Origin of the sequence: Bordetella saccharivorans (assembly GCF_045862855.1) — a bacterium.
Taxonomy (GTDB): Bacteria; Pseudomonadota; Gammaproteobacteria; order Burkholderiales; family Burkholderiaceae_B; genus Bordetella_A; species Bordetella_A petrii_F.
Genome location: NZ_BAAFZO010000001.1, coordinates 1,308,688 through 1,335,191, shown reverse-complemented (window position 1 = coordinate 1,335,191; position 26,504 = coordinate 1,308,688). Strand labels below are relative to the sequence as shown.

Here is a 26,504-nt window from a genome sequence, read left to right as displayed (position 1 = left end):
TCAGGTGGCGACCACCGCCACGGTCTGCCCTTCCTGGACCATTTCGCCTTCGCGCACCAGGATCTCCGCGATGCGGCCGGCATCGTTGGCCACCACGGGGATCTCCATCTTCATCGACTCGACCAGCATGACCACGTCGTCGGGCTGGACGGCGGCGCCCGGTTCAGCCTGGATTTTCCACACGGTGCCGGTCACTTCGGCCACTACGTTTGCGCGTCCCACTTCGGTTCTCCTTGTTTGACGGGGTGCCGGCCGGCCGTCACGGCTTGGCCAGCTTCAGGTCCAGCAGCAGGTCGCGCGTGGAGGCGTATTCGGCGTCCAGCACTTGCCGCATTTCTTCGTGCCGCGCGAAGCGCGGCCGCCACAGCTGGGTTTGCAGGAAGTCGTTCCATTCCTTGCTGGCGGCCACCTTTGCCAGCGCCGATTCCCAGTACGCCAGTTGCGCGGGCGTCATGTCCTTGGGGCCGAGCACGCCCTGTACCGAGGTCGAGACCGCGTCGATGCCCTGTTCCTTCCAGGTCGGCACCGCGGCCAGTTGCCCGGGCAGCCGCTCGGCCGTGGTCGCCGCCAGCAGGCGGATGGTGCCGGCCTTGTACTGCGACAGCACATTGGGCGACGAGGCCGACACCACGTCGACGTGGCCGCCCAGCAGCGCCGTGATGGATTCGCCGGACGATTTGTACGGCACGATGACCAGCTTGGTGATGTCCACGCCGGCCTGCTTCAGCGGCTTGGCGATGGCCAGGTGGATATGGTTGCCCACCGAGGTGGCCACGGCGATCGACAGCGAGTCGGGCTTCTGCTTCAGCTGCGCGACCAGGTCGTGCACGTTCTTGAATGGCGAGTCGGCGCGCACCGCCACCAGCATGGATTCTTCCAGCAGCAGGGCGATGGGCGTCATCTCGGCGTACGACAATGCGTCGGGATGCAGCACGCGGGCGCTGATCATGCCGGTGCTGAAAGTGCCCAGCCAGTGCGCGTCGCCGGGATGGGCGCGCAGGGTCTGCAGGCCCACCGCGCCGCTGCCGCCGGGTTTGTTGGAGATGACCAGCGTCTGGTCCAGCACCTTTTGCTGTTCGAGCAGCCGTTGCAGTTCGCGCGCGGCGGTGTCCAGGGCGGCGCCCGGCCCGGCCGGCACCACGAACTCCACACTGTGCCGCGGCTTCCATGACTGGGCCTGCGCGGGCCAGCCGAAGGTCGCCGCTACGCAGGCCGTCCACACCATCATGCTGCGAAGTAACGCATTCATCATCGTGTCTCCTTGCGATCGGCTCGCCGGCAGGGTGGCCCCGGGCGACGGCCGTCCGTCGTTGTCGAAAACCGCAACCCGCCGCGGATCAGCGGGCCTTCAGCACTTCCCAGGCGTCCTCCACCCAGTCGCACAGCACGTCGCGCGTTTCGCGCGGGTCGATCACATCCAGCATGCCGAATTTCTCGGCGGTGCGGAACGGCGACGCGATGCGGTGGTAGTAGGCTTCCAGCCGCGCCTGCTCGGCCGCCGGGTCGTCGGCGGACGCGATCTCGTTGCGGTGCGCCGCTGCCACCCCGCCCTCGATGGGAATCGAGCCCCAGCGCGCCGAGGGCCAGGCGAAGCGGTGGTTGATCCGGGGGAAGTGCTTGGGGGCGTGCAGGCCGCCGGCCATGCCGAAGGCGCGCCGCATGATGATCGACACCCACGGAATGGTGGCCTTCTCGATCGTGGTCAGCACCCGCACCGCGCCCAACAGCGTGCCGCTGAGCTCGGCTTCCGGACCGGTCGCGTTGCCCGGCTGGTCCACCAAGTGCACCACCGGCAGGTTGAAGGTCTGGCACAGCTTGACGTGCCGCTCGATCTTCCAGGCCGAGGTGGTGGTCATGGCGCCGCCCGAGACGCGCGGGTCGCTGCACAGCACGCCCACCGGGTAGCCGTGCAGACGCGCCAGCGCGGTGATGGTCGAGCCGCCCTGGTGGCGGCCGATCTCGAACAGGCTGTCGCGGTCGAATACGGAGGCGAGGATCTTGCGCGGGTCGTAGACCTTGCGGCGGTCCTTGGGAATGGCATTCTTCAGCCAGTCGTCGGCGCGGCCGGGCGGGTCGTCGGTGGCGACGCGCTCGGCCATCAGCCCGGCATGGCGCGGCAGGTACGACAGGAAGCGCCGCACCTGCTCGAAGGCATCGGCCTCGCTGGCGGCTTCGTTGTGCACCAGCGCGCTGCGGCGGTGCACCTGGTAGCCGCCCAGCTCGTTCTTGTCGATGTCGATGCCGTAGGCCTGCTTGACCACCGGCGGCCCGGCGGCGAAGACCTGCGCCTGGTCGCGCACCATGACCGAGAAATGCGACATCAGCACCTTGATCGCGCCCAGCCCGGCGCAGGCGCCCAGCGCCACGCCTACCACCGGCACGGCGTCCAACAGTGGCACCACCGGCCAGGTGGGGTAGCCGGGGATCTTGCTGCTGCCCTGCTGCTCCAGCAGCTTGACGCTGCCGCCGGCGGTGTCCACCAGGCGCACCAGGGGCATCTTCAAGTCCAGCGCCATGCGTTCGGCGTAGATCCACTTGTCGGAGATGGTGGCTTCGGAGGAGCCGGCGCGCAGCGTGTAGTCGTCGGCCGAGAGCATGGCCTTGCGGCCGTCGATGCGCCCGGAGCCGATGATGGCGTTGACCGGCGACAGCGACTGGAAGAAACCGTCCGCGTCATAGCGGCCCTTGCCGGCGATGCGGCCCAGCTCGCGGAACGTGCCGGCGTCGCACAATAGCGCGATGCGCTCGCGGGCATTCAGGCGGCCGCGCGCCTTGTGCTTGGCCAGCGCTTCCGGGCCGCCCATGGCGGCCGCCTGCTCGCGCCGCGCGGCCAGTTCCCGCAGTTCCGCTTCCCAGTCCTGTCCGGCGGTTGCGTCGTGCCTCTGTTCCATTGCCTGCTCTCCAACAGTGCCCGCCCTGGCGTTGTGGTGTTCATGGGCGGGTCTTGATGATGTGCTGCGCCTGCAGCGCCTGGATCTCGGCGGGGCTCATGCCCAGTTCGCGCAGCACGGCCTCGGTGTCCGCGCCCAGGTCGGGGCCGCTGTGGCGGATGTGGCCCGGCGTGCGCGACAGCTTGGGCACCACGCCGGCCTGCGTGGTGTGGCCCAGCGTGGCATGTGGCACCTGCACCAGCATGTCGCGCTCGGCATAATGCGGGTCGTCGTAGATGTCGGCGATGGTGTAGATGCGCGAGGCCGGGATGGACTCGGCGATCAGCAGTTGTTCGAGCGACGCCGCGTCGTGCTGGCGTGTCCACTCGCCGATGATGGCGTCCAGCGCCGCCATGTTCTGCCGTTCGCCGCGCGCGCGGATGGTGGCGAAGCGCGGGTCGGCGAGCAGTCCGGGCTGGCCCATGGCATGCGCAAGCCGGCTGAAGACGAGGTTGCTGTTGGCGGCGATCAGCACCCAGGCGCCGTCGGCGCTGGGGTACAGGCTGTTGGGCGCCATGGTGGGCAGGTTGGGGCCGACCCGTTTCGGCACGAAGCCCAGTTTCTCGAAGGCCGGGACATACGGTTCCATCTGGCTGAACGCGGTTTCGTACAGGGCCGCGTCCACTACCTGGCCCAGCCCGGTGCGGCTGCGTTCGTGGATGGCCATCAGCGCGCCGAAGGCCGCGTACACGGCGGTCAGGTAGTCGGTGGTGGCCAGCGCCACGCGCGCCGGCGGCCGGTCCGGGTCGCCGGTCATGTGGCGCACGCCGCCGAAGGCCTCGCAGATGGCGCCGTAGCCCGGCCGGCTGGCGTAGGGGCCGTCCTGCCCGTAGCCGCTGATGCGCACCATGACCAGCCCCGGGTTGCCGGCCGACAGGGTTTCGTAGTCCAGGCCCAGGCGCTCCATGACGCCGGGGCGGTTGTTCTCGACCAGGATGTCGGCGCGGTTAACCAGGGCGCGCGTGATGGCGCGGCCCTGCTCGGATTTGAGGTCCAGCGCCACCGAGCGCTTGCCGCGCAGGATGGTGGCCGCGTATAGCGAGACGTCCTCGACATGCTTGCCCATCTGGCGCACGCCGTCGCCTTCCAGGGGTTCGACCTTGGTGACTTCGGCGCCGAAGTCGGCCATCAGGCGGGCGCAGGCCGGCCCGGCAATGGTGGAGCAGATCTCCACGACCTTGAGGCCCGCCAACGGGCCGGGCGGGGCGGCGGTCATGCGCGTCTCCGTGCGGGTTCCTGAGAGCTTTCGGAAAGGCGCCGCACGACCGCGCGGCCGGATTCCTCGACCCGCTGGCGCGAGATGGCGATATAGGTCCTGGTATCGCCGCGCTCCAGCGCGTCGAGGCCCTTGCGCCATAGCGCGGCCGACGCCTGGCGGCGTTCGATGGGCGCCAGGCTGATGTATGAGTAGCGCAGCGTCTGCAGCGACAGGGCGGTCAGCATCTGGGTCAGCCGCTGGTTGTCGCAGTTGCGCACCGACAGGATCGACAGCCGGTAGGAGGTCTCGGCGTACTGGCCGCGATCGTCGGCGACGCGGGCCAGGGTTTCGAGTTTTTCGACCCCGGCGCGCAGGGTGGCCAGGTATTCGGGGCTGTGGTTGGCGGCGATCTTGCGGGCGACGATTTCGAGCAGGCCGACGCGGATCTCGAAGATCTCGCGCACTTCGTCCAGTGTCAGGTCGGTGACCACCGCGCCGCGGCGCGGATAGATGGTGGCCAGGCCTTCGCGTTCGAGGATGCGGATGGCGTCGCGGACCGGGCCGCGGCTGACGTGGAATGAGTCCGCCAGCCGCTGTTCGTTCAGGGCTTCGCCGGGCCGCAGCTTGCCCTTGATGATGGCGTCGCCCACTTGCGCGGCGATCTGCTCCGGCACGGTGAGCGTGGGCGTGTGCTGGCGGCCTTCGAACAGGCGGAAGGCCACGGCGTTTTCCAGGTCGGTGAGCAGCTGGCTGGGTCTGGGCACGGCGGGGGATGCGGGTCAGGTCACTGGGGGGATGTTAGAACACAATTTGATTGTTAACAATCCTACAATCCTTCTGGGATGGTTGAGGCTGCTGGAGTATGGGCGGTTTTGAGTTCTTGAGACGCCCGCGCCTGCCGGCGGGGCCCGGGCGGCCACGTCGCTCGGCTCGGGCGCGCCACCAGGCGCCCTCGGCCCCCTGCGGGGGCTACCCTCGCTCCAACTGGCCGCCCGGGCCCCGCCGGCAGGCGCGGGCTCGCAATATCTCGGGTTCGGGTCTCATATCTTGAGTCGCTCCCAGGTGTCAGACACCCCCTGGGTCAGTGGTGCAGGTAGGCGGGGGTGCCGCAAGGGGTGTCTGACACCTATGCGCAGGGTCGTGTCCGTAGGTTTATGCCGTGCGTCGGCTTTCAGGTGTCAGATACCCCCTGGGTCAGCGGTGCAGGTAGGCGGGGGTGCCGCAAGGGGTGTCTGACACCCACGCGCAGGGTCGCGTCCGTAGGTTTATGCCGTGCGTCGGCTTTCAGGTGTCAGATACCCCCTGGGTCAGCGGTGCAGGTAGGCGGGGGTGCCGCAAGGGGTGTCTGACACCCACGCGCAGGGTCGCGTCCGTAGGTTTATGCCGTGCGTCGGCCTCAGGTGTCAGACACCCCCTGGGTCAGCGGTGCGGGTAGGCGGGAGTGCCGCAAGGGGTGTCTGACACCTACCGCGCAGCATCGCCGTCCACCACCAACGTGCAATGCCTTGCAGCGGACCGGACGCATGCCCCGCCCAGGACGCCCTACGAGCAAGCCCCGTCCATATAAAAGAAGACAACACCAAGAAAACCACCCAAACCCCGGCCAAGAGAAACCCACAACTGATATTGATTATTATTTACTATCATGTGAGAATCCACTTGCTCCAGGATCAGAGCGGCCTGGGCAGAGTCTTGAAGTGATTCGCCCCGGTCCTGGCCGAGGCTTCTTTTTTCCGCCGCCGCACGGCCGTTGTCGCGTCCACGGCGTGGCTGCCTCCGGGTTGAACCGGGGCCGTATCCGGGTCTAAGCTGAAGCCTGGCTATCGACGGCGGCGCGCCCCGGTCCGCATGGCGGCACCTGGAACCGCGCGCCGCAAGGAGAGCAGCATGCGGCATGCAACAGACCTGTCCGGACGCGTGGCCATTGTCACCGGAGCCAACTCGGGTATCGGGCGTGGCATTGCGCTGGAACTGGCGGCGGCGGGGGCGAAGGTGGTGGTGAATCACCGCCCCAACGACGACTCGACGCGGCGCGGCCTGGAAGTAGTGGACGAGATCACGCGCGCGGGCGGCGCCGCGGTGGCGGCGGCGGCCGACATCAGCCGCGAGGATGACGTCGCCCAGTTGTTCCGCGCGGCGCACGACCACTTCCAGGGTGTCGATATCCTGGTCAACAACGCCGGCATCGAGCAGCCGGCGGCCATCCAGGACATGACGCTGGCGCAGTGGCAGAAGGTCATCGACGTCAACCTGACCGGGCAGTTCCTGTGCGCGCGCGCCGCGGCGCGCGCGTTCCTCGACCGCCGGCCCAAGCCGCCGCCCGACGCCGCGGCCGGCAAGATCATTTTCATCAGTTCCGTCCACGAAGTCATTCCGTGGGCATTCCAGGCCAACTATGCGGCCTCCAAGGGCGGCGTGTCGCTGCTGATGCAGTCGCTCGCGCAGGAACTGGCGCCGATGAAGATCCGCGTCAATTCGGTGGCGCCCGGCGCGATCCGCACGCCGATCAACGCGCCGGCCTGGAATACGCCGGACAGCCTGGCGGCGCTGCTCAAGCTGATCCCCTACGGGCGGATCGGCGAGCCGGCGGACGTGGCGCGGGCCGTGGCCTGGCTGGCCAGCGACGATTCGGACTACGTGACTGGTTCGACCTTGTTCGTCGACGGCGGCATGACGCTTTATCCCGCGTTTCGCGGCGCGGGCTGAGCGCGATGTCCAAGCCGCTGGAAGACTACGGACTCATCGGCAACATGCTGTCGGCCGCCCTGGTCGCGCGCGACGGCTCGATCGACTGGCTGTGCCTGCCGCATTTCGATTCGCCCGCCTGCTTCGCGGCGTTGCTGGGCGACGAGCGCCACGGGCGCTGGCGCATTGCGCCCGGGCAGGAAGGCGGCAGGGCGGCGCGGCGCTACCTGCCCGACACCGCCGTGCTGGAGACGCGCCACGAGACCGCCACGGGCGTGGTGCGCGTGTACGACTTCATGCCCTTGAGCGACGAGGAAGAACGCGTCGACGTGGTGCGCATCGTGCGCGGCGAATCGGGCCGGGTCGACATGCACATGGAACTCACCCTGCGCTTCAACAACGGGCAGGCGGTGCCATGGGTGCGGCGGCGCGATTACGGCCTGAGCGCGATCGCCGGCCCCGATGCCGTGGAGCTGCACACTGCCGTCGCGCTGGAAGGGCGCGACATGACCAGCGTGGCCGACTTCACGGTACAGGAAGGCCAGACCGTGCCGTTCACGCTGTCGTATCACCGCTCGCACCGCACGCCGCATTTCGTGCCGGACCGGCTCGAGAGCATGGACCGCACCATCGCCTGGTGGCACGAGTGGGCCAAGCGCTGTCGGTGGGAAAACGGCCCCGGCCCGCATCGCGACGCGGTGGTGCGGTCGCTGATCACGCTGAAGCTGTTGACGTTCCAGCCGACCGGCGGCATCGTCGCGGCGCCCACCACCTCGCTGCCGGAGCAACTGGGCGGCAGCCGCAATTGGGACTACCGCCATTGCTGGCTGCGCGATTCGGCGCTGACCCTGTACGCGCTGCTCAACGCCGGCTATCGCGAAGAGGCCGAGGCCTGGCGGCAATGGCTGCTGCGCGCGGCGGCCGGGCATCCCAACCAGTTGCAGATCATGTACGGCATCGCCGGCGAGCGCTGGCTGCCGGAGCACGAGGTGCCCTGGCTGCCGGGCTATGAGGGCAGCCTGCCGGTGCGGCTCGGCAATGCCGCGGCCGGGCAGATGCAGCTCGACGTCTACGGCGAATTGATCGAGACCCTGCACACGGCGCGCGAGGCCGACCTGGCGCCGCTGGCCGAGGCCTGGCGCATGCAGAAAGTGCTGCTCAAGCCGCTGGAGGACCTGTGGCGCGAACCCGACCATGGCATCTGGGAAATGCGCGGGCCGCGCCGGGCGTTCACGCATTCGCGCCTGATGTGCTGGGTGGCGATGGACCGCATGGTCAAGTCGTGCGAGCGCTTCAAGCTGGAAGGCCCGGTCGAGCGCTGGCGCGGCCTCGCCGCCGAGATCCGCGCGGACATCTGCGCCAACGGCTACGACAGCGCGCGCAACACGTTCGTGCAGTATTACGGCGGCGCCGCGCTGGACGCCAGCCTGTTGCTGATTCCGCAGGTGGGCTTCCTGCCCGCGGACGACCCGCGCGTGGCGGGCACGGTGCAGGCCATCGAGCGCGAATTGCTGCGCGACGGCCTGCTGCTGCGCTATTCGACCGAGCAGAGCGACGACGGCTTGCCGGGCGACGAGGGCGTGTTCCTGGCGTGCAGCTTCTGGCTGGCTGATGCCTACATCATGCAGGGGCGGCTCGACGATGCGAACCGCCTGTTCGATCACTTGCTGTCGCTGCGCAACGACCTCGGCTTGCTGGCCGAGGAGTACGACGTGGTGCGGCGGCGCCTGGTCGGCAATTTCCCGCAGGGGTTTTCGCACATCGGCCTGGTCAATACGGCCTACAACCTCAGCGCCGCCGGCGGGCCGGCGCGCCAGCGCTCGTCGCGCGAAGCGCCGCACGATTGACGGCGGCGCTGCGCGCGCCTATTGCGGCTGGATGCCGGCGGCGGTGACGATCTCGCGCCACTTGCGGCCTTCCGATTCGGTGAAACGGGCGAAGGCCTGCGGGTCGGAGCCCACCGGCTTGGCGCCCAGGCTGGCGTACTGGCGCATCAGGTTGGGCTGCCGCAGCGCGCGCGCCGCGTGTTCGGACAGCTTGGCGACGATGCCGGGCGGCGTGCCGGCAGGAGCCCACAGGCCGTACCAGGTGCTGATGTCGAAGCCGGGATAGCCGGACTCGGCCATGGTGGGCACGTCGGCCAGTTCATCGACCCGCTGTGCGGTCGTGACCGCGACGGCGCGCAACTTGCCGGCCTTGATGAACGGCATGGCCGAGGGCATCGAGTCGAACATCAGTTGGATCTGCCCGCCCACCAGGTCGGTCAGGGCGGGGGCGCTGCCCTTGTAGGGCACGTGCTGCATCGACAGGCCGCTGCGCACCTTGAACGACTCGCCGGCCAGTTGCTGGGCCGATGCCGTGCCCGCCGAGCCGAAGTTCAGCGGCCGCGTCTTGCCCAGCTTTTCCAAGTCCTGCACCGTGCGCACGCCGGACGCCGCGGGCACCACCAGCACCAGCGGCACGTCGGCCAGTTGCGTGATGGGCGCGAAGTCCTTGAACGAGTCGTAGCGCATCGACTTGTACAGATAGGGGTTGATGACGTGCAGCGAGGCGTTGGCCAGGAAGGTATAGCCGTCCGGCTTGGCGCGCGCGACCAGGTCGGCGCCGATCATGCCGCTGGCGCCCGGCTTGTTCTCGACCACGACATTCTGGCCGATGGTCCTGGACATCTCGGCCGCGACCAGCCGCGATACGGTGTCGGTAGGCCCGCCGGGCGGGTAGGGCACCACCATGGTGATGGGGCGGTCGGGGAAGGCGCCGGCGTGCGCCGGCGCGGCGGCCGCCACGCAGGCGACGGCCGCGCAGGCCGCCGCGCGCCGGCCGGCGCGCAGCAAGTGTTGCAGGGCAAGCATGGGGTGTCTCCTAGTTTATTTTGAGAGCCACCTTGCCGATGACGCGTCGGGATTCCAGCGCGTCCAGCGCGGCGGCGAGTTCGGCGGCCGGATACACCGCCGTGACAGCCGGCCGGATCCGCTCGTCGCGGGCCCAGCCGAGCAGGGTGCCCATGGCGCGTTGCAGTGCCGGGGCATGTACGATGCGCTCGTCGGCCGGGGTCCAGCCCAGGTAGCGTCCGAAAAAAAAACCGTGCAGCGCGATGTTCTTGACCAGCAGCAGGTTCAGCGGCGCCGCCGGCACCTGGCCGCTGGCGAAGCCGATCGACAGCATGCGGGCATTGGCGGCGGCCGCGCGCACGCTGTGCTCGAACGCCGCGCCGCCGACCGGGTCGAACACGATGTCGGCGCCGCGCCCGCCGGTCGCGGCCTTCACCTGGGCGGCCAGGCCGGCATCGGCGGCCAATGCAAGCGCGGCGCCGGCCGCCAGCGCCGCCTGGCGCTTCTCCGCGGTGCTGGCGCAGGCGATGACGGCGGCGCCGGCCTGGCGGGCGATCTCGACCGCCGCCAGTCCGACTCCCGATCCGGCGCCCAGGACCAGCACGGTGTCGCCCGGCTGCATCCCGGCGCGCCACAGCAGCGCGGTGTAGGCCGTGCCGTATGAGATCGGCACGGGCAGCGCCGCCAGCGCGGGCAGCCCATCGGGCACCGGGTAGACCGTGTATTCCGGCAGGGTCAGGCGTTGCGCGTAGCAGCCCCAGCGGGCCACGGCGACCACCGTGTCGCCGGGGGCCAGCCGGGTCACGCCGGCGCCGCGCGCGATGATCCGGCCCACGGCCTCCGTGCCGGGCACGAACGGCAGGGGCGGACGGCTCTGGTAGCTGCCTTCGATCAGCAGCCGGGTGGCATGGCTGACGCTCGCGTAGTCGATCTCGACGGTGACTTCGTGCGGGCCGGGCGCGGGCGCGTCGGCGATCTCGCGCAGCGCGACGTCCCCGACCGGGCCGTGCCGTTCGCATACCAGGGCGCGCATCAGGCGGCCTCCCGCGCGGCCTGCCGCACCACGCCGGCCTGCACCAGCGCCTGTATCTCGGCGTTGTCCATGCCCCAGTCGGCCAATATTTGTTCCGAATGCTGGCCGATGGCCGGCGCGGGCGCCAGCGCGCGCGCCTCCGGCAGCCCGGGCACGCGCGCATAGGGCAGCGGCGTGCCGCCCGGCTGCGCGAGCGGCTCCAGCAGGCCCAGGTGCAGGGCCTGCGGATGGGCGGCCAGCTCGTCGTAATCGCGTACCCGCGCGTGCAAGGCTTGCTCGCGCGCCAGGCGCTCGACCCAGTGGCCGGTCGGCCGGCGGCGCAGCTGGGCGGCGATCTCGCGGTGCAGGACCTCGCGGCGGGCCATGCGCGCGGCATTGTCCGCGTAGGCCGGGTCGGCCAACCATTCGGGTCGATCCAGCGCGCGGCACAGGCGGGCGAACTGGTCGTTGTTCAAGGCCAGCAGCGACAGGCGGCCGTCGGCTGTCTCGAAGACGCCGTTGGGGGCGCTGACCGGCCCGGCCACGCGCGTGCCGGCCATGTGGTGAGCCAGGATGTCGTTGGCCTGCAGCGCGGCGCAGGCCTGGAACAGGCTCAGTTCGACATGGGCGCCGCCGCCGCCGCGCGCCTGGCGGTACAGCGCCGCGCTGGTGGCCTGCACGGCGTACAGGGCGGTGGCGATGTCGGCCATCAGCAGGCCGAGGCGGCGCGGCTCGCCGTCCGGCGACCGGTTGGCGAACATCAGGCCGCTGTCGGCCTGCATGACGGAGTCGGATGCGGGCGCGTCGGCGCACGGGCCATCCTGGCCGTAGCCGCTGATGGACACATACACCAGCCCGGGCCGCGCCGCCGCCAGCTCGGCGTAGTCCACGCCGATGCGCGCCGCCACCCCGGGGCGGAAGTTCTGGATCACCACATCGGCCTGGCGCGCCAGCCGGCCCAGCGCCGTCCGGCCCAGGGGCGTGCGGGCATCCAGGCAGAGCCCGCGCTTGCCGGCGTTGTAGGCGATCGAGAGCGCGCTGTGCCCGTCGCGCACGACGCCCACGTGCCGCCCCCAGTCGCCGTCCGGCGGCTCCACCTTGACCACATCGGCGCCCTGCTGCCACAGGATCTGCGCGCAATAGGGCCCGGCGATGCCCTGGCTGATGTCCAGGACGCGCAGGCCGGCGTACGGCAGGGCATGGGAAGCGGGCGGGGCGACAACGGGCATGAGACGGTACCGGCGGCTGTGGAGTGGGTGTATCCACCGATGGTAGGCAGCCCCTCCGGGTTCGACAATCCACCAGTCTGTGCCTGGAATGGTGAACCATGTTTGACAATGAACCCGACTTGAACCTGGTACGGCTGTTCGTGGCGATGGTCGAGTCGCGCAACCTGAGCGAGGCCGCGCAGCGCTGCGGCATGACGCGCTCGAACATGTCGCACCGGCTGAAGCGGCTGGAGCTGGCGCTGGGCGCCCAGCTGCTGCGCCGGACCACGCGCCACGTCGAACTGACCCAGGCCGGCCGGCTGCTGTACCAGCACGGGGTGCGGCTGCTCGACGAGATGCGCGCCGCGCGCTCGTCGATCGACAGCCTGGGCGGCACGGTGCGCGGCGATGTGCGCATCCGCCTGCCCACCGGCCTGGGGCACCTGTACCTGGCGCCGGTGCTGCTGGAGTTCACCCGGCGTTATCCCGATATTGCCTTGCGCGTGCACATCAACGACAACATCGGCGACCTGGTATCGGCCGAAGTCGACCTGGCGCTGAAGATCACCTCGGCGCCGCCGGAAGACCATGTCGCGCGCCGCCTCTGCGCGATCCACTGGTGCCTGTGCGCGGCGCCGGCGTTCCTGCTCGACGGCCGGCCGGTGCGCACGCTGGCGCAACTGGGGCGTTGCTCGATGATCGCGCCGCAGTCGCTGGGGCGCCGCTTCGACCTGCGGCTCAAGCCCGCCCATGGCGATCCGCTCATCCTGCGCGTGGCGCCGCGCCTGCAGTCGGGCGACTACCCCTTCCTGCGCGACGCCGTGCTGGCGGGGCTGGGCGTGGCGCTGCTGCCGCGCTATGCCGTATGGACTCAATTGCGCGACGGGCTGTTGAACGAAATCCTGCCCGAGTTCGAGCCTGAAGGCGTCGGCAATGCGGTGTACCTGCTGACCGCGCCCAACCGCTTTCCGTCAATGGCAACGCAGGCCCTGGCGGGATTCGTGCGGGACCAGATCGAGCGGCACCAGGCGGACTGGCAGCGGCCCGCGCGGCCCGTCGCGCCGTGATCGGCGCGCTCAGCGCTGTGGCGTATATTGCAGTTCGTCCACCGCATACCCTTGGTCGCGGGCCACGTCCAGGGCCTGTTCGAGCAGGTCGGGCGGCAGTTGGGGCGTGCGCGCCAGGATCCACAGCGCCTTGCGGTCGGGGCTACCCACGACCGCCCAGCGGTAGTCGTTGTCCAGGCCGATGATCCAGTAGTCGCCGGCCGGCTGCAGGAAGGGGGCCTGGTACTGTGCGCCGGCCGCGTCTTCGGCCCGGGCGGCCGTGCCGGACACGGCGGCGACGCTGCCGTCCTTGGCGCGGCAGCGGTTGTTGATGTGCAGGCCGCCGTTGGGCGCGGGCGTGTATTCGACCGTGGCGTCGCCCACGCAGGCGCGCTGCAGCGCCGAAGGCAGGCGGGCGATTTCGTACCATTTGCCGGCGTAGCGCTGGATATCCAGTTGGTCGACGGCCCGCGGTGCGGGCGTGGCGGCATGCAGGGCGCCGGCCGCGCAGCAGGCGGCGACCAGGGACAGGGCGAGGGTGCGTAGCATGGGTGCCTCCTGGCAGAGGACGGCGCGTGGCGCCGCCCCGGGGAGCGGCGCCACGCGCGTAAACCTCAACGATACGCCTTTGCGTGGCCCGGCGGGCCGCCGGATCAGGCTGGCCGGGGCGCCTTCAGGGCGGCGTGGTAGCGGGCCACGTAGGTGTCGAAATCGACATCGTCGTTCTGCTCCAGCCGCGCCTGTTCGGCGAGCGACCGGCGCGCCGCGTCGGCGTAGGCCTGCGCCACGTCGGGCGGCAGGGCCTGCGCGCGCAGCGTCGCGGCGTGTTCGCGGCTGCGGCGCAGGGAATAGGCGTGGAACGATTCCCCGTGGTCGCGCAGCTCGGCCAGCAGGCGGGCCGACGGGGTCGTGTCGGGGTGGTCGAGCTTCTCGCGCTGGGCTTGCACGGCGCGCGCATAGGCGTCGCCGCCCAGCGCCTGGTCATAGAGCGCCGCGTAGGGTTCGATCTGGTCGAGCAGCTCGTGGCCCCAGGGCGCCACGCCGATCGCGGCGCCGTCGCGGTCGAGCAGCAGGCCTGGCTTGCGGCCTTCCTTGACGACCACGGAGAAATTGTCGACGCTGCGCTGGCAAAAGCCGTTCTCGGGGAAATACGGGCTGTCCGAGGCGGCACAGAAGAGCAGGAAGGCATCCATGAAGCGCGCGGTCGCGGGCGCGATGCCGGCCGGCTGCTGGGGATCGATATCGAGGCAGCGGACCTCGACGTACTGCACCCCGCGCTCAGCCAGCGCGGTGACGGGGCGCTCGCCGCGCCCGGTGGTGCGCTTGGGCCGGATGCTGGAGTAGTACTCGTTCTCGATCTGCAGCACATTGGTGTTGAGCTGGATCCATTGGCCGTCGCGGTGCGTGCCGATGGCCTGGTAGTCGGGCCACGGCTGGGTGACGGCGCCGTACAGCCGGGCCAGGAAGGTGGCCAGGTCGTTGTAGCAGAGCTTGAGTTGCGACTGGGCCTTGTTCTGGTAGCCCAGGTCGCTCATGCGCAGGCTGGTGGCGTATGGCAGGTACAGGGTGTCGGCGTCGAGCTCCTGCAGCAGGTGCTCGCGCCCGCCCATGAAGCTGCGCGACAGCGCCGGCGCGGCGCCGAACAGGTACATCAGCAGCCACGAGTAGCGCGTGAAGTTGCGGATCAGGCCGATGTAGCCGCGCGAGCGGCGGTCTTGCCCGGTGTCGGCGGCGGGGTCCAGCAGTTGCCAGAGCGCGTCGGGCAGCGAGAAGTTGTAGTGCACGCCGGCGATGCATTGCATGGCCTTGCCGTAGCGTTCCGCCAGGCCGCGGCGGTACACATGCTTGAGCATGCCGGTATTGGAGGTGCCGTACCAGGCGATGGGAATGTCGCGCTCGGGCGGCAGCGCCGCCGGCATGGACTGGTTCCAGATGTATTCGCCGTCCAGCACGCTGTAGACGAACCGGTGGGTATGCTCGAGCTCGGCCAGCAGCGGCTCGACCCGGTCGTGCGTGCCCGTGATGAGTTCCAGCAGCGCTTCGGAGTAGTCGGTCGTGACGTGTTCGTTGGTGAGCGCGGACCCCAGCCCGGCCGGGTGCCCGGTGCGGGCCAGGGCGCCTTGCGCGTCGACCCGTAGGCCCTCTTTTTCGATACCGCGCAGGGTCTGGGCGAGCAGGGCGGGATGGGCTTGTAGACGAGCCAGGCGGTCGGCGGCGGTATCGGTCACGGTCATATGGATATTCTGGGATTGACGCCGGATTTTACGGGTTGCCGGGCATTCCTGCCGAGGGAGCCTGCACCGGCGCCAGGGGCAATTGGTCAAACGAAGAGAATATTCCGATGAGCGACAATGCGCCCTGTCTGATTACCAAGCGGAGGGTTCCCGCCATGATTTCCAGCCTGCTGCGCCGGTTGCGCGCGCAACTGCCATGCCTGGCAGCCGCTCTGCTGCTGCTGGCGGCCTGCACCCCCAGTTACAACTGGCGCGAGATCGAGGTGGCCGATGGCCACGCGCGCGCGGCCTTCCCGGCGCGGGTGCAAAGCGAGACGCGCGACATCGGACTGGGCGGCCAGACACTGCGTTTCACCTTGACGATGGCGGAGGTCGACGGCGCCATGTTCGCGGTCGGCCACGCGCCCCTGCCGCCCGGCGTGGCGGCCGATCCGCAGGCGCGCGAGACGCTGGGCCGCGCGCTGCGCCAGTCGCTCTACGCCAACCTGAAGGCCCGGCCGCCCGAGCCGCTGCCGGACTACGGCGACGAGATCGTCGTGCATGGCCAGGCCGGGCAGCAGCCGGGATGGCTGATGGCGCGGGTATGGCTGACCGACACCATGCTGATCGATGCCGTGGCCGCCGGCACTGAACAAAGCCTGCCGCGCGAGCGCGCGGAAGAATTCGTGCGGTCGGTGAAGCTCAGGAAATGAACGAGGGCAGCAGGCCGTGCTTGAGCGCCTGAGCGACGGCGGCGCGGCGGTTGTAGACCCCCAGCTTGCCGCAGGCGTTGCCGACGTGGAAGTTGACGGTGCGTTCGCTGACGCCCAGGATGATGCCGATTTCCCAACTGGTTTTTCCCATCGCGGCCCAGTGCAGGCACTCGACTTCGCGCTTGGAAAGAGGCTTGGATGGCATGGCGGCGTCTTGTGTAAAAGAGGCGGGCTGAAATGACTCGTGGCGATTCTCCACGCCGTCAAAACGTGTGCAAGCTTTCATGCGCAATCGCATTGAATCGGCAATTTGCGGGGTAATAGAGCGCCAGGTCTCAACCGGCGCTTTGCGCGAACAGGCCGCGCAGGGTGCTGGTGATGGCGAGCTTGCCATGGCGGCGGCGTTCCAGCATGCCCACGCGCCGCATGATGGGCGGCCCGGGCAGGGGCTTGACCGCCAGTTGCTTGCGTGCGCGCCAGTCGGCGTTGGCCAGCAGCGGCACCACGGCCACGCCGTAGTCCTGCCGCACCAGCTCGGCGATCGCCTCGATGGAGTTCAGCTCGAGGATGATCTGGGGCGACGCGCCTTGCCGGGCCAGGGCTTCGGTGATCAGGCGGCCGGTCCAGAGCGAGCGGTCGAACTGCAGGAATGGCTCGCTGGCCAGCAGGCTGGCGACCGATTTGCGGCGCAGGCGCGCGGCGGCGATCAGCACCAGCGGCTCCTGGTACAGCGGCGTCCAGACCAGCGCGGGCTCGACCCCGTGGGGCGGCTCGGTGACCACGGCGGCATCGAGCTCGCCGCTCGCCACGCGCGCCGCGAAATCGGCCGACTGGCCGGCCAGCAGCGTGATGCTCAGGGCGGGATAGTCGCGCTTGATGCGGGCCAGCACCGTGCCGAAAGTTCCCATCAACGAAGAAACCAGCGTGCCGATGCGCAGGCTGCCCCGCAATGCGTCGCCGCTCTGGGCCAGCAATTGCTCGTAGCGGGCCACCAGGTCCTCGAGTTCGGCCAGGATCTGGCGGCCATGCGCGGTAGGCACGGCGGCCTGCGCGCGCCGTTCGAACAGCTGCGTGTCGAGTTCGCTTTCGAGATTCTTGATCTGCAGGCTGACGGCGGCCTGCGTCAGGCCCACCTGGCGGCCGGCGGCCACGAAGCTGCCCAGCCGGGCGGCAGCCAGGGCGGTGCGGAACTGGCGGATCGAGGGCATGGCGGCGCGCCTATATAAGTAAAACTTGGTCTATCAAAAATAATTAATAGTTTTACTTCTGTCAAAGCCCGCGGCACTATGAAAAGCATCGCTTCCTCTGTGTTTTCATGGGCATGCCAGACCACTCTCCAAGCTTGGGCGTATTGCAGGTCAGCGTCTGGCGCGGCGGCGCCGACGGTCAGTTCCAGCAATTCGAAGTGCCGCGCCGCGACAGCCAGACGGTGCTCGACGTCGCCACGCATATCCAGCGTCACCTGGATTCCACGCTGTCGTACCGCTATGCGTGCCGGGTCGGCATGTGCGGCTCGTGCGCCATGACCGTCAACGGCGTGGCCCGCTGGACCTGCCGTACTCACGTGGCGCGCGTGGCGCGCGGCGGCCGCATCGAATTGGCGCCGCTGGCGAACCTGCCAGTGGTCAAGGACCTGGTGACCGACATGGCGCCGTTCTTCGACAAATGGCAGCGCGCGCAGGGCCGCTACGCCGGCGCCACCGGGCGTCACGACCCGGTGGCGCGGGTCGACCCGGCATCGCCCGCGCGCCGCGCCGCCGACGCCGGCATAGAGTGCATCGGTTGCGGCGTGTGTTATGCCTCCTGCGACGTGGTGAGCTGGAAGCCGCAATTCCTGGGGCCGGCCGCCCTCAACCGCGCCTGGACGCTGGTCAACGACGAGCGCGACACCGCCGGCGCGCGGCGCCTGGCGGCGGTGGCCGGCGACGCTGGCTGCCATGCCTGCCATACGCAGGGTTCCTGTACGGTGCGGTGCCCCAAGGGCATCGCGCCCACCGCCGCCATCGCCGGGCTCAAGCGGGTCACCGCGCGCGCGGCGCTGCGCGGCGAACTGGACGATGCCGTGGACGCGATTCAGGACCGCGCCGGCCGCGCGGCCGGCGTGTCGGAGGTCCTGCCATGAGCACGGCGCGCGCCGTCCGGCGCTGGTACTGGCAGCGGCTCAGCGCGATGGCGCTGGCGCTGTTCGTGTTGGTCCACCTGGCCGTCGTCATGCTGGCGGTGCGCGGCGGCCTGAGCGCCGCCGAGATACTTGGCCGCACGCGCGGCAGCCTGGCCTGGATGGCCTTCTACGCGGTGTTCGTCGCGCTGGTGGCGTTGCATGCCGCGATTGGACTGCGCAACGTGCTGGATGAATGGGCGCCCACGCGCCGCCTGGCCGGCGCGCTCGGCGGCGTGGCCGCCGTGCTGCTGCTGGCGCTGGGCTGGCGGGCGGTAGCCGCGGTGACCTGGGGAGGCTGACATGCGCCGCAACGACACGCGCGCCCGTGCGCACCCCAGCTGGCTGGCCTTCGCCGTGCATCGCATTTCCGGCCTGCTGCTGCTGGCGTTCCTGCCGGTGCATTTCTGGACGCTTGGCCTGGCGCTGCAAGGCGAGGCCGCGCTCGACGGCGCGCTGCGCTGGTACGAGGCTCCCGTGTTCAAGTTCGGCGAATGGGCGCTGGTGCTGTGCCTGGCGGTGCACCTGGCCGGCGGCCTGCGCCTGCTGTGGATCGAGTTCGCCCCCTGGCGCGGCCTGCGGCTGCGCTGGATCGCCGCCGGCACGGCCGCGTCGCTGGCGGCCTCGTTGCTGTTCGTGGCCAACATGCTGAGTTGAATCATGCCAGACATCGATTACGCGCAGGTCGAGGAGGCCGCGCGCGAACTGTATATCCGGGCGCTCAAGCGCCTGCCGGACGACATCAAGGAGGGATTCGGGCGCTTGCGGGCGGCCGAGTCGTCGACCCGCGCCCAGGCCATCCTGGACACCATGACCACCAACATCGCGGTCGCCGAGGAGCGCGACAACCTGCTGTGCCAGGATACCGGCATTCCCATCTACAACGTCCTGGTAGGGCGGCGTGTGGCGCTGGACGGCTGGCGGCTGAAACAGGCGATCCGCGCCGGCTGCGAGCGCGCCACGCGTGAACACCCGTTGCGCTCCAGCGTGGTGCATCCCATCAGCCGCAAGAACGACCACACCTCGTGCGGGCCGGGGGTGCCGGTCATCCATGTGGATTTCTGCGCCGAGGACGAGCGGCTGGAAATCGAGATGATCCCCAAGGGCAGCGGCTCCGAGAACAATTCATTCCTGCGCATGGCAATCCCGGCCGAAGGTCTGGACGCGGTCAAGACTTTCGTGGTCGATTGCGTGATGCAGGCCGGCGGCAAGACCTGTCCGCCCACCATCGTGGGCGTGGGCGTGGGCGGCACGTCGGACCTGTGCGTGCATCTGGCCAAGCAGGCAGCGACCCGGCCGCTCGGCTCGCGCTGCGCCGATCCGCTGGGCGCGCAGCTGGAACAGGAACTGTCGGCCGCGGTCAACCAGCTGGGGGTCGGGCCGCAAGGGCTGGGCGGCGATGCCACGGCGTTTGCCGTGCATATCGAGCTGGCCGCCACGCACATCACCATGAACCCGGTGGCCGTCAATATGCAGTGCCATTCGGCGCGCCGCGCGCGTGCCACGTTCACGCCCGGCGGCGTGCACTACGGCTTCTGAGCCCTCGACCCGGGAATTGCAGCCATGACACATCACGATCTCGCCATGCCGGTGACCGAAGACCAGGCGCGCGCGCTGCGCGTGGGCGACACCGTCACCCTGCAGCACACCCTGTTCGGCATCCGCGACGCCAGCTATATCGCCCTGTTCGACCGCGGCCGCGCCACCCGCTTCGACATGCGCGGCCACGCGGTCATCCACACCGCGCCCAATGTGCGCAAAGTGGAGCCCGGGCCCCGGTATCCCGCCGGCTACGCGCCGGTGTGCATCGGCACCACCACCTCGTCGCGCATGGAGCGCTTCACGGCGCAACTGATGCGGCAATGCGGCGTGCGCTTCATCGTGGGCAAGGGCGGCATGCACCAGGGGTCCAGCCAAGCCTTCAAGGAGCAGGGCGGCGCTTATCTGGCCATCGTGGGCGGCACGGCCGCGCTGGAGACCACCTGGATCGAATGCATCGAGGACGTCGACCTGGACGACCTGAACCCGGAATCCCTGTGGAAGTTCCGCATTCGCGACTTCGGGCCGCTGCTGGTGGCCATGGACAGCCATGGCGGCTCGCTGTATGACCAGGTCGCCCAGGACGTGGCGGGGCGCCGCGAGGCCGTGCTGGCCGGCCTGGGAGTGGGGCGATGAGCGCCGCCGTGCAAGTGCGCCAGACCGATGTGCTGATCCTCGGCTCGGGCGGCGCGGGGCTGTTCGCCGCCCTGCATGCCCACGCGGCCGCGCCGGGCCTGGACATCACCGTGGCGGTCAAGGGGCTGCTGGGCAAGTGTGGCTGCACGCGCATGGTGCAGGGCGGCTACAACGTGGCGCTGGCCGAGGGCGACTCGATCGAGCGGCATTTCATGGACACCATCGAGGGCGGCAAGTGGCTGCCCGACCAGGAACTGGCCTGGACGCTGGTGAACGCGGCGGTGGAGCGTATCCACGAACTGGAAAACGAGCTGGGCTGCTTCTTCGACCGCAATCCCGACGGCACGCTGCACCAGAAGGCTTTCGCGGGGCAGACCTTCGACCGCACGGTGCACAAGGGCGACCTGACCGGCATCGAAATCATCAACCGGCTGGCCGAGCAAGTGTGGGCGCGGCACATCCACCGGCTCGAAGAGCATCGCGCCGTGGCGCTGATTCCCGCGCGCGACGGCGGGCGCATCGCCGGCGTGCTGATGATCGACATCCGCACCGGCGCCTTCGTGCTGGTGCGCGCCAAGGCGGTGCTGCTGGCTACCGGCGGCGGCCCGACCATGTACCGCTTCCATACGCCTTCCGGCGACAAGAGCTGCGACGGCTTGTCGATGGCGCTGCGCGCGGGACTGGAGCTGCGCGACATGGAGATGGTCCAGTTCCATCCTACCGGGCTGCTGGCCGGCGCCGATACCCGCATGACCGGCACGGTGCTGGAGGAAGGCCTGCGCGGGGCGGGCGGCTACCTGCTAAACGGCCAGGGCGAGCGCTTCATGCAAGCGGTCGATCCGCGCGCCGAGCGCGCGACCCGCGACATCGTCTCGCGCGGCATCTATGCCGAGATGCGGGCGGGACGCACGACACCCAATGGCGGGGTGTATATCGAAATGGCCCACCTGGGGCCGGAACGGGTGCGCCGGCAGTTCAAGGGCATGGTCGAGCGCTGCGCGGACTGTGGTTTCGACTTGGCGGGGGGGCGGGTCGAGGTGGTGCCGACCGCGCATTACATGATGGGCGGCGTCCTGTTCGAGCCGGATTGCCGCACCGCGCTGGCCGGGTTGTATGCCGCTGGCGAAGATACCGGCGGCGTGCACGGTGCCAATCGCCTGGGCGGCAACGGCGTGGCCAACTCCACGGTGTTCGGCGGTATCGCCGGCGACGCGATGGCGCGCTGGACGCCGGGGCAGTCGTGGGCCGAGCCCGACCCGGCGGCACTGCAGGATGCGCTGGCGCGTGCACAGGCGCCGCTGGGCCGCCGCGGAGGCGATTTGCACGGCTTGCGCGAGCGCTTGTCCAGCATCATGTGGGACGACGCCGGGATCGTGCGCGACGCGGCCGGGCTGAACCGCGCGCTGGCCGGGCTGGCCGGGCTGCGCGAGGAGCTGGACAGCGTGGGCGTGGCCGATACGGGGCGGGCCTTCAATATGACCTGGCACGATTGGCTCAACCTGGATAGCCTGGTCCACGTCAGCGAAGCCATCGTGCGCGCGGCGCTGGCGCGCGAAGATTCGCGCGGCGCGCATTTCCGCGCGGACTTCCCCGAGACCCGCGACCTGGAGCACTCGTGGTTCTCGGTGGTCGCGCAGCGCGGCGACAGCATGACCGTAAGCCGGCGGCCGGTGCGCTTCACACGCGTGCGGCCTGGGCAGACGCTGCTGGCGCAAGCCGCGGCGTGAACGGCCGGGCACGCCGGGTCCGCGGCGCCGCGAGAGGTGTCTGACACCCCGTGGCAGGCCGCAGGCAGGCGCAGGGCGTTTCATGGGGTGTCAGACACCTTGCAGCACCACGAATGGCGACCACGAAAAACAGGGGAGACGGATATGGCGATGCGAGCGACGATGTGGCGGCTGGCGGCCGCCGCAGCATGGCTGGCGGCAAGCCTGGCGCTGGCCGGCGCGGGCGCGGCGCAGCCGTATCCGCAGCGGCCGGTGACGCTGGTGACGCCATTCAGCGTGGGCGGCGATGCCGACCTGGCGGCGCGCAACCTGGCCGCCGTGATCCAGCCGTACCTGGGCCAGCCGCTGGTGGTAATGAACCGGGGCGGTGCCAATGGCGCCATCGGGTCGCAGTACGTGAAGGACGCGGCGCCCGACGGCTACACGCTGTTGCTGGCGAGAGTAGGTTCGCAGGCCATCCTCCCCGCCTTGCAGCCGGACCTGTCGTATCGCTGGGACGACTTTACGGTGCTCGGGCTGCTGGAACTCAATCCCTACGTCTGCGCGGTTCCAAAAGGTTCGCCCTATCGTGGCCTGCCGGACCTGATCGACGCCATCCGCGCCCGGCCCGGCGAGCTCAACTATGCCACTACCGGTCCCGCCACGGTATTGAACCTGGGGCCTCAGCTGCTGTTCGATGTGCTGGGCCTGCCATCCACGGCGGCCATGCCCATTACCTACAAGGGATCGGGCGAGGCCACCCTGGCCGCGCTGTCGGGGCAGGTCGACTTCGTCTGCACCAACTACGCGCCGATCTCCGGCCCGCTCGGCGACGGCCGCCTGCGCGCGCTGGTGACCACCACGCCGCAACGGCTGGAGTCGCTGCCAGGCGTGCCGACCGCGCGCGAGGCCGGCTTCCCGCAACTGGAGGTGATCACCGGCTGGAGCGCGTTGTACGGTCCGCCCGGCATGGACGCGGCCGCGGTCCGCAAGTGGGCCGCGGTACTGGACGGTGTATCGTCGAGCCAGGCTTGGCGCGACGGCACGCGCCGGCTGGGCAGCGTGCCGGATGTGCGCGCCGCCGGGCCGACGCGCGAATTCGTCAAGGCCCAGGTGGAGACGTACCGCAAGCTGGGAAGCTCCGCGGGCATTTCGCTCAAATGACAAGACGGCGGCGCCGCCGCGCCGTTCACTGAGGAGTCCGATCGATGACAGTCTCATCGCGCGGTGCCGATGCGTTGGCCCGCTCTATCCAGGCCGCAGGCATCACACGGCTGTTCACCCTGTCGGGCAATCACATCATGCCCGTGTTCGACGCAGCCCTGTCGGCCGGCATCGAGCTGGTCCACGTGCGCCACGAGGCTGCCGCGGTGCACATGGCCGACGCCTGGGCGCGCCTGACCGGCCAGCCGGGCGTGGCGCTGGTGACGGGCGGGCCGGGGCACGCCAATGCGGTGTCGGCCCTGTACACCGCGCAGATGTCCGAATCGCCGGTGATCCTGTTGTCGGGGCACGCGCCCAATCGCCAGGCGGGCTGGGGCGCGTTCCAGGAAATGGACCAGGCGGCCATGGCCGCGCCGGTGACCAAGGCGGCCTGGGCCGCGGCAATGGCCGACGGCCTGGGCGCGGACTTCGCGCGTGCCTGCCGCATCGCGCGCAGCGGCCGGCCGGGGCCGGTCCACCTGAGCCTGCCCACCGATGTACTGGAAGCCCGGACCGATACCGCGCCGCCGGCGGCGCAGGACTACGCGGCGCCGGCCATGCCGCTGGACGAGCGGCAGGCGGCCGGCCTGGCCGCCCGCCTCGCGCGCGCGCAGCGGCCGCTGGTGCTGGTGGGCCCGACCGGCCTGACCGACGCCGGGCGCGCGGGCGTGGCCGCATTGCAGCGGGCCTGGGGCCTGCCGGTGATCGCCACCGAAAGCCCGCGCGGCGCCAACGATCCGGCGCTGGGCGCGTTCGCGCCGTTGCTGGCCCAGGCCGATTGCGTGCTCTTGCTGGGCAAGCGCCTGGACTTCACCCTGCAGTTCGGCAAGGCTTTTCATGCCGGCTGCGCCTTCCTGCAGATCGACGCGGAGGAGAGCGAGCTGGCGCGCACCCGGCGGGCCGTCGGCGAGCGCCTGCATGAAACCGCGATCGCCGATACGGTCGCCGCGCTGGGCGGGCTGGCGCGGCTGCCCATGCCGGGCGCGCGCGCCGACTGGCTGGCGCAAGCGGCGGCCGCCGTGGCGTATCGGCCGGCCGAATGGCGCGAAGCCGTCGGCGGCGCCGGCCTGCATCCGGCCGAGCTGTGCCGCGCGGTCCAGCGCATCCTGGACTCGCACGCCGATTCGGTGCTGGTGTGCGACGGCGGGGAGTTCGGCCAATGGGCCCAGGCGTGCCTGCGCGCGCCGCATCGCGTCATCAACGGCGCGGCGGGCGCGATCGGCAGCGCGCTGCCCATGGCGCTGGCCGGCCGCCTCGCGCACCGCGACGCGCCGGTCGTGGCCATGATGGGCGACGGCACCTTCGGATTCCATTGCGCCGAGCTGGATACCGCCGTGCGCTACGGGCTGCCGTTCATCTGCGTGGTCGGCAATGATGCGCGCTGGAACGCCGAATACCAGATCCAGCTCAACAGCTACGGCCCCGACCGGCTGGTCGGCTGCGAATTGCTGCCGACCCGCTACGATCGCGTGGCCGAGGGCTTCGGCGCGCGCGGCGCATGGGTGGCCGAGGCCGCCGCGCTGGCGCCCGCGCTCGACGCCGCACTGCGCGCCGATCTGCCGACTTGCGTGAATGTCGCCCTGGCCGGCCTGCCCGCGCCCGTGATCCGGCAAGGCTGACGGCGCCGCGCATGGAAACCTGGCTGCTGCTGGCGGCGGGTGCTTGCGCCGCGGCGTTTGTGCAAGGCCTGGCGGGTTTCGGCTTCGGCCTGGTGGCCATGACCTTCTGGTCGTGGACGCTGGCGCCGTCGCTGGCCGCGCCGGCCGTCGTGTTCGGCTCGCTGGTGGGACAGTTGCTGGCGGCCCGCTCGCTGCGCCACGGCCTGGACTGGCGCCGGCTGGCGCCGTTCCTGCTGGGCGGCTTGCTGGGCGTGCCGCTGGGAGTCGGCTTGCTGCACTATGTCGACCCGGCGGCTTTCCGGCTGGGCGTGGGCCTGGTGCTGCTGGTGTATTGCCCGGCCATGCTGCTGGCTTCCGAGCTGCCCCGGGTGGCGCGCGGCGGCCGTCCGGCCGATGCCGGGGTGGGCTGGCTGTCCGGCATCATGAGCGGCTTCGGCGGGCTGCCGGGGCCGGTGCTGACCCTCTGGTGCGTGCTGCGTGGCTGGCCGCGCGACCAGCAGCGCGTCGTGTTCCAGACATTCAACCTGGTCATGCATGGCGTGACTTTGTCGAGCTACGCCGTGGCCGGCCTGCTGGACGCCCGCATGGTGCCGGTGTTCGCCGTGGTGGGCGGCGCCGTCCTGGTGCCGGCGCTGGCCGGCGTGCGGCTGTACCGGCGCTTCAGCGACGCGACCTTCCGCCGCCTGGTGCTGGGCCTGCTGACGCTTTCCGGCGTGGCGCTGGTGGTCTCGGGCGTGCGCAGCCTGTGGTAGGCCGGCGTTCCCTTTAGCGGGAACAGGCCCTAGCCGGCGCGGCCAGTTCGCGCAGTTGCGCCAGCAGGGCGTCGGGGATCTCGACGCCGCGTTCCTCGGCCTGCCGCCGCAGGGCGGCGCGGCGCCCGCCCGGCAGGCGCACGCCGCTGTCGGCCAGCATCGCGGCGACCAGCGTTTCCACCCGTTCCAGGTAGACCTCGCGGCCGGCCAGCGCACCGGGGTCGATGGCCAGGAAGGCCTGTCCAATGCGCGCCTGGTTGCCTTCGTCGGTGAAGAACGAGTCGGCCTCGAAGCCGAAACGGGCGCCGGTCAGCGCGCAGGCCAGTAACTCCACGATGAGCGCCAGCATGGCGCCCTTCGCCCCGCCCATGGGCAGCATGCTGCCGGCCAGGCCGGCCTTGGGGTCGGTGGTCGGGTTGCCGTCGGCGTCGAGCGCCCAGCCCAGCGGGATCGCGCGCCCTTCGCGGGCCGCCACCATCAGCTTGCCGCGCGCCACTTCCGACAGCGACAGGTCGATCACCAGCGCATCGCCGTCGCGGCGCGGGAACGCGGCGGCAATCGGGTTGGTGCCGAACAGCGCGCGCTTGCCGCCCCACGCGGGCATGGCGGCGGGCGAATTGCCCAGCGCCAGGCCCACCAGGCCCTGCCGCGCCAGGGTGTCCAGATGATAGGCGGCCGCGCCGAAATGATGGCTGTTGGTCACGCCGGCAAAAGCCACGCCGTGCGCGCGCGCCCGTGCGCCCGCTTCCTGCACGGCCAGCGCGCAGGCGGGAAAGGCCAGGCCGGCGCCGGCGTCGACCAGGATCGCGCCATCGCGCTGCCGGACGATGCGCGGTACCGCACTGCCAACGACGCGGCCATTGCGCACCTGCGCGGCGTAGGGCGGAATGCGCGATACGCCGTGCGAGGCCAGGCCCCGGGCATCGGCATAGACCAGCGCGCGCGCCGTGCTGTCGGCCATGTCGGGGCTGGCGCCGGCGCCGCGCAGCGCGGCGCCGGCCAGTTCATGCAGGGACTTCAAGTCCAGGGTTGTCATGGAAAGTTCGTAGTGGAAT

26 protein-coding genes are annotated in these 26,504 nt (G+C 70.3%); 13 read left to right on the top strand and 13 right to left on the bottom strand.

Annotation, left to right across the window (positions count from 1 at the left end; translation table 11 throughout):
• The 5 genes from ACKTT0_RS06395 to ACKTT0_RS06375 all read right to left on the bottom strand — a co-directional run bounded on the left by ACKTT0_RS06395 (nt 1) and on the right by ACKTT0_RS06375 (nt 4,892).
• On the bottom strand, nt 1–222 hold the full coding sequence (locus ACKTT0_RS06395; protein ID WP_094805571.1) for a biotin/lipoyl-binding carrier protein: 222 nt from the start codon (nt 220–222) through the stop codon (nt 1–3).
• Between the two features lie 37 nt (nt 223–259).
• Nucleotides 260–1,249 (bottom strand): Bug family tripartite tricarboxylate transporter substrate binding protein, encoded by a 990-nt coding sequence (locus tag ACKTT0_RS06390; protein ID WP_407849054.1) that lies wholly within the window; start codon nt 1,247–1,249, stop codon nt 260–262.
• A gap of 88 nt (nt 1,250–1,337) precedes the next feature.
• A complete protein-coding gene (locus ACKTT0_RS06385; protein WP_407849052.1) occupies nt 1,338–2,891 on the bottom strand; it encodes an acyl-CoA carboxylase subunit beta in 1,554 nt (517 codons plus the stop codon).
• Nucleotides 2,892–2,931: 40 nt separating this feature from the next.
• Nucleotides 2,932–4,146, bottom strand: coding sequence for a CaiB/BaiF CoA transferase family protein (locus tag ACKTT0_RS06380; protein ID WP_407849051.1), 1,215 nt, complete (start codon nt 4,144–4,146; stop codon nt 2,932–2,934).
• A complete protein-coding gene (locus ACKTT0_RS06375; RefSeq protein WP_407849049.1) occupies nt 4,143–4,892 on the bottom strand; it encodes a GntR family transcriptional regulator in 750 nt (249 codons plus the stop codon). Before ACKTT0_RS06375 ends, ACKTT0_RS06380 begins: the two co-directional genes overlap by 4 nt.
• A gap of 1,123 nt (nt 4,893–6,015) precedes the next feature.
• Here ACKTT0_RS06375 and ACKTT0_RS06370 point away from each other — a divergent pair.
• Nucleotides 6,016–6,834 (top strand): glucose 1-dehydrogenase, encoded by an 819-nt coding sequence (locus ACKTT0_RS06370; RefSeq protein WP_407849047.1) that lies wholly within the window; start codon nt 6,016–6,018, stop codon nt 6,832–6,834.
• Nucleotides 6,835–6,839: 5 nt separating this feature from the next.
• Nucleotides 6,840–8,660, top strand: a complete 1,821-nt coding sequence (locus ACKTT0_RS06365) for a glycoside hydrolase family 15 protein (protein ID WP_407849045.1) — start codon at nt 6,840–6,842, stop codon at nt 8,658–8,660.
• An 18-nt stretch (nt 8,661–8,678) separates the two neighbouring features.
• Here ACKTT0_RS06365 and ACKTT0_RS06360 read toward each other — a convergent pair whose 3' ends face one another.
• Genes ACKTT0_RS06360 through ACKTT0_RS06350 form a run of 3 tightly spaced genes read right to left on the bottom strand, consistent with a single transcriptional unit; the run spans nt 8,679 to nt 11,885 of the window.
• Complete coding sequence (locus ACKTT0_RS06360) at nt 8,679–9,665, bottom strand: Bug family tripartite tricarboxylate transporter substrate binding protein (protein ID WP_407849043.1); 987 nt, start codon at nt 9,663–9,665, stop codon at nt 8,679–8,681.
• Between the two features lie 10 nt (nt 9,666–9,675).
• Nucleotides 9,676–10,677: an NADPH:quinone oxidoreductase family protein gene (locus tag ACKTT0_RS06355; RefSeq protein ID WP_407849041.1), complete on the bottom strand. Its 1,002-nt coding sequence runs from the start codon at nt 10,675–10,677 to the stop codon at nt 9,676–9,678.
• Nucleotides 10,677–11,885 carry a CaiB/BaiF CoA transferase family protein gene (locus ACKTT0_RS06350; protein ID WP_407849039.1) on the bottom strand — a complete coding sequence of 403 codons (1,209 nt, stop codon included), beginning with the start codon at nt 11,883–11,885 and terminating at the stop codon, nt 10,677–10,679. Before ACKTT0_RS06350 ends, ACKTT0_RS06355 begins: the two co-directional genes overlap by 1 nt.
• Nucleotides 11,886–11,983: 98 nt before the next feature.
• Here ACKTT0_RS06350 and ACKTT0_RS06345 point away from each other — a divergent pair, with 98 nt between their 5' ends.
• Nucleotides 11,984–12,931 (top strand): LysR family transcriptional regulator, encoded by a 948-nt coding sequence (locus ACKTT0_RS06345; RefSeq protein WP_407849038.1) that lies wholly within the window; start codon nt 11,984–11,986, stop codon nt 12,929–12,931.
• Nucleotides 12,932–12,940: 9 nt separating this feature from the next.
• Here the strand turns inward: ACKTT0_RS06345 and ACKTT0_RS06340 are convergent, their stop codons facing one another.
• Both ACKTT0_RS06340 and gshA read right to left on the bottom strand, forming a co-directional pair.
• Nucleotides 12,941–13,459 (bottom strand): lipocalin family protein, encoded by a 519-nt coding sequence (locus tag ACKTT0_RS06340; protein WP_407849036.1) that lies wholly within the window; start codon nt 13,457–13,459, stop codon nt 12,941–12,943.
• 104 nt (nt 13,460–13,563) lie between these two features.
• Nucleotides 13,564–15,138: a glutamate--cysteine ligase gene (gshA, locus tag ACKTT0_RS06335; protein ID WP_407852385.1), complete on the bottom strand. Its 1,575-nt coding sequence runs from the start codon at nt 15,136–15,138 to the stop codon at nt 13,564–13,566.
• 161 nt (nt 15,139–15,299) lie between these two features.
• Between gshA and ACKTT0_RS06330 the strand changes: the two genes are divergently transcribed.
• The gene (locus ACKTT0_RS06330; protein ID WP_407849034.1) at nt 15,300–15,836 is read left to right on the top strand and encodes a hypothetical protein; all 537 of its coding nucleotides are present in this window, start codon (nt 15,300–15,302) and stop codon (nt 15,834–15,836) included.
• Here ACKTT0_RS06330 and ACKTT0_RS06325 read toward each other — a convergent pair.
• Entirely contained in the window at nt 15,826–16,041 is a 216-nt protein-coding gene (locus ACKTT0_RS06325; protein ID WP_028355045.1) for a helix-turn-helix domain-containing protein, read from the bottom strand. The two genes, ACKTT0_RS06330 and ACKTT0_RS06325, sit on opposite strands and share 11 nt — an antisense overlap.
• A gap of 130 nt (nt 16,042–16,171) precedes the next feature.
• On the bottom strand, nt 16,172–17,044 hold the full coding sequence (locus ACKTT0_RS06320) for a LysR family transcriptional regulator (RefSeq protein ID WP_407849031.1): 873 nt from the start codon (nt 17,042–17,044) through the stop codon (nt 16,172–16,174).
• Between the two features lie 113 nt (nt 17,045–17,157).
• Between ACKTT0_RS06320 and ACKTT0_RS06315 the strand changes: the two genes are divergently transcribed.
• From ACKTT0_RS06315 to ACKTT0_RS06275, 9 genes are all read left to right on the top strand, one after another.
• Complete coding sequence (locus ACKTT0_RS06315) at nt 17,158–17,958, top strand: succinate dehydrogenase/fumarate reductase iron-sulfur subunit (RefSeq protein ID WP_407849029.1); 801 nt, start codon at nt 17,158–17,160, stop codon at nt 17,956–17,958.
• Entirely contained in the window at nt 17,955–18,296 is a 342-nt protein-coding gene (locus ACKTT0_RS06310; RefSeq protein WP_407849027.1) for a succinate dehydrogenase, read from the top strand. Before ACKTT0_RS06315 ends, ACKTT0_RS06310 begins: the two co-directional genes overlap by 4 nt.
• 1 nt (nt 18,297) lies before the next feature.
• Nucleotides 18,298–18,651 carry a succinate dehydrogenase/fumarate reductase transmembrane subunit gene (locus ACKTT0_RS06305; RefSeq protein WP_407849025.1) on the top strand — a complete coding sequence of 118 codons (354 nt, stop codon included), beginning with the start codon at nt 18,298–18,300 and terminating at the stop codon, nt 18,649–18,651.
• A gap of 3 nt (nt 18,652–18,654) precedes the next feature.
• Complete coding sequence (locus tag ACKTT0_RS06300) at nt 18,655–19,533, top strand: fumarate hydratase (RefSeq protein ID WP_407849023.1); 879 nt, start codon at nt 18,655–18,657, stop codon at nt 19,531–19,533.
• A 24-nt stretch (nt 19,534–19,557) separates the two neighbouring features.
• Nucleotides 19,558–20,169 (top strand): fumarate hydratase C-terminal domain-containing protein, encoded by a 612-nt coding sequence (locus tag ACKTT0_RS06295; RefSeq protein WP_407849021.1) that lies wholly within the window; start codon nt 19,558–19,560, stop codon nt 20,167–20,169.
• Complete coding sequence (locus ACKTT0_RS06290; RefSeq protein WP_407849019.1) at nt 20,166–21,896, top strand: L-aspartate oxidase; 1,731 nt, start codon at nt 20,166–20,168, stop codon at nt 21,894–21,896. Before ACKTT0_RS06295 ends, ACKTT0_RS06290 begins: the two co-directional genes overlap by 4 nt.
• A 150-nt stretch (nt 21,897–22,046) precedes the next feature.
• On the top strand, nt 22,047–23,039 hold the full coding sequence (locus ACKTT0_RS06285; RefSeq protein ID WP_407849017.1) for a Bug family tripartite tricarboxylate transporter substrate binding protein: 993 nt from the start codon (nt 22,047–22,049) through the stop codon (nt 23,037–23,039).
• A gap of 44 nt (nt 23,040–23,083) precedes the next feature.
• Nucleotides 23,084–24,697 (top strand): thiamine pyrophosphate-binding protein, encoded by a 1,614-nt coding sequence (locus ACKTT0_RS06280; RefSeq protein WP_407849015.1) that lies wholly within the window; start codon nt 23,084–23,086, stop codon nt 24,695–24,697.
• Between the two features lie 11 nt (nt 24,698–24,708).
• Nucleotides 24,709–25,449, top strand: a complete 741-nt coding sequence (locus tag ACKTT0_RS06275) for a sulfite exporter TauE/SafE family protein (protein WP_407849013.1) — start codon at nt 24,709–24,711, stop codon at nt 25,447–25,449.
• 13 nt (nt 25,450–25,462) lie between these two features.
• On the opposite strand, the gene ACKTT0_RS06270 is transcribed toward ACKTT0_RS06275, so the two are convergent.
• Nucleotides 25,463–26,485, bottom strand: a complete 1,023-nt coding sequence (locus tag ACKTT0_RS06270; RefSeq protein ID WP_407849012.1) for an Ldh family oxidoreductase — start codon at nt 26,483–26,485, stop codon at nt 25,463–25,465.
• Nucleotides 26,486–26,504 lie beyond the last annotated feature (19 nt).

Coding starts and splice junctions, on each gene's coding strand:
- ACKTT0_RS06390 (WP_407849054.1), bottom strand. CDS start 1,249: ATGAATGCGTTACTTCGCAGCATGATGGTGTGGACGGCCTGCGTAGCG.
- ACKTT0_RS06385 (WP_407849052.1), bottom strand. CDS start 2,891: ATGGAACAGAGGCACGACGCAACCGCCGGACAGGACTGGGAAGCGGAA.
- ACKTT0_RS06380 (WP_407849051.1), bottom strand. CDS start 4,146: ATGACCGCCGCCCCGCCCGGCCCGTTGGCGGGCCTCAAGGTCGTGGAG.
- ACKTT0_RS06370 (WP_407849047.1), top strand. CDS start 6,016: ATGCGGCATGCAACAGACCTGTCCGGACGCGTGGCCATTGTCACCGGA.
- ACKTT0_RS06365 (WP_407849045.1), top strand. CDS start 6,840: ATGTCCAAGCCGCTGGAAGACTACGGACTCATCGGCAACATGCTGTCG.
- ACKTT0_RS06360 (WP_407849043.1), bottom strand. CDS start 9,665: ATGCTTGCCCTGCAACACTTGCTGCGCGCCGGCCGGCGCGCGGCGGCC.
- ACKTT0_RS06355 (WP_407849041.1), bottom strand. CDS start 10,677: ATGCGCGCCCTGGTATGCGAACGGCACGGCCCGGTCGGGGACGTCGCG.
- ACKTT0_RS06350 (WP_407849039.1), bottom strand. CDS start 11,885: ATGCCCGTTGTCGCCCCGCCCGCTTCCCATGCCCTGCCGTACGCCGGC.
- ACKTT0_RS06345 (WP_407849038.1), top strand. CDS start 11,984: ATGTTTGACAATGAACCCGACTTGAACCTGGTACGGCTGTTCGTGGCG.
- ACKTT0_RS06340 (WP_407849036.1), bottom strand. CDS start 13,459: ATGCTACGCACCCTCGCCCTGTCCCTGGTCGCCGCCTGCTGCGCGGCC.
- ACKTT0_RS06330 (WP_407849034.1), top strand. CDS start 15,300: ATGATTTCCAGCCTGCTGCGCCGGTTGCGCGCGCAACTGCCATGCCTG.
- ACKTT0_RS06325 (WP_028355045.1), bottom strand. CDS start 16,041: ATGCCATCCAAGCCTCTTTCCAAGCGCGAAGTCGAGTGCCTGCACTGG.
- ACKTT0_RS06320 (WP_407849031.1), bottom strand. CDS start 17,044: ATGCCCTCGATCCGCCAGTTCCGCACCGCCCTGGCTGCCGCCCGGCTG.
- ACKTT0_RS06315 (WP_407849029.1), top strand. CDS start 17,158: ATGCCAGACCACTCTCCAAGCTTGGGCGTATTGCAGGTCAGCGTCTGG.
- ACKTT0_RS06310 (WP_407849027.1), top strand. CDS start 17,955: ATGAGCACGGCGCGCGCCGTCCGGCGCTGGTACTGGCAGCGGCTCAGC.
- ACKTT0_RS06305 (WP_407849025.1), top strand. CDS start 18,298: ATGCGCCGCAACGACACGCGCGCCCGTGCGCACCCCAGCTGGCTGGCC.
- ACKTT0_RS06300 (WP_407849023.1), top strand. CDS start 18,655: ATGCCAGACATCGATTACGCGCAGGTCGAGGAGGCCGCGCGCGAACTG.
- ACKTT0_RS06295 (WP_407849021.1), top strand. CDS start 19,558: ATGACACATCACGATCTCGCCATGCCGGTGACCGAAGACCAGGCGCGC.
- ACKTT0_RS06290 (WP_407849019.1), top strand. CDS start 20,166: ATGAGCGCCGCCGTGCAAGTGCGCCAGACCGATGTGCTGATCCTCGGC.
- ACKTT0_RS06285 (WP_407849017.1), top strand. CDS start 22,047: ATGCGAGCGACGATGTGGCGGCTGGCGGCCGCCGCAGCATGGCTGGCG.
- ACKTT0_RS06280 (WP_407849015.1), top strand. CDS start 23,084: ATGACAGTCTCATCGCGCGGTGCCGATGCGTTGGCCCGCTCTATCCAG.
- ACKTT0_RS06275 (WP_407849013.1), top strand. CDS start 24,709: ATGGAAACCTGGCTGCTGCTGGCGGCGGGTGCTTGCGCCGCGGCGTTT.
- ACKTT0_RS06270 (WP_407849012.1), bottom strand. CDS start 26,485: ATGACAACCCTGGACTTGAAGTCCCTGCATGAACTGGCCGGCGCCGCG.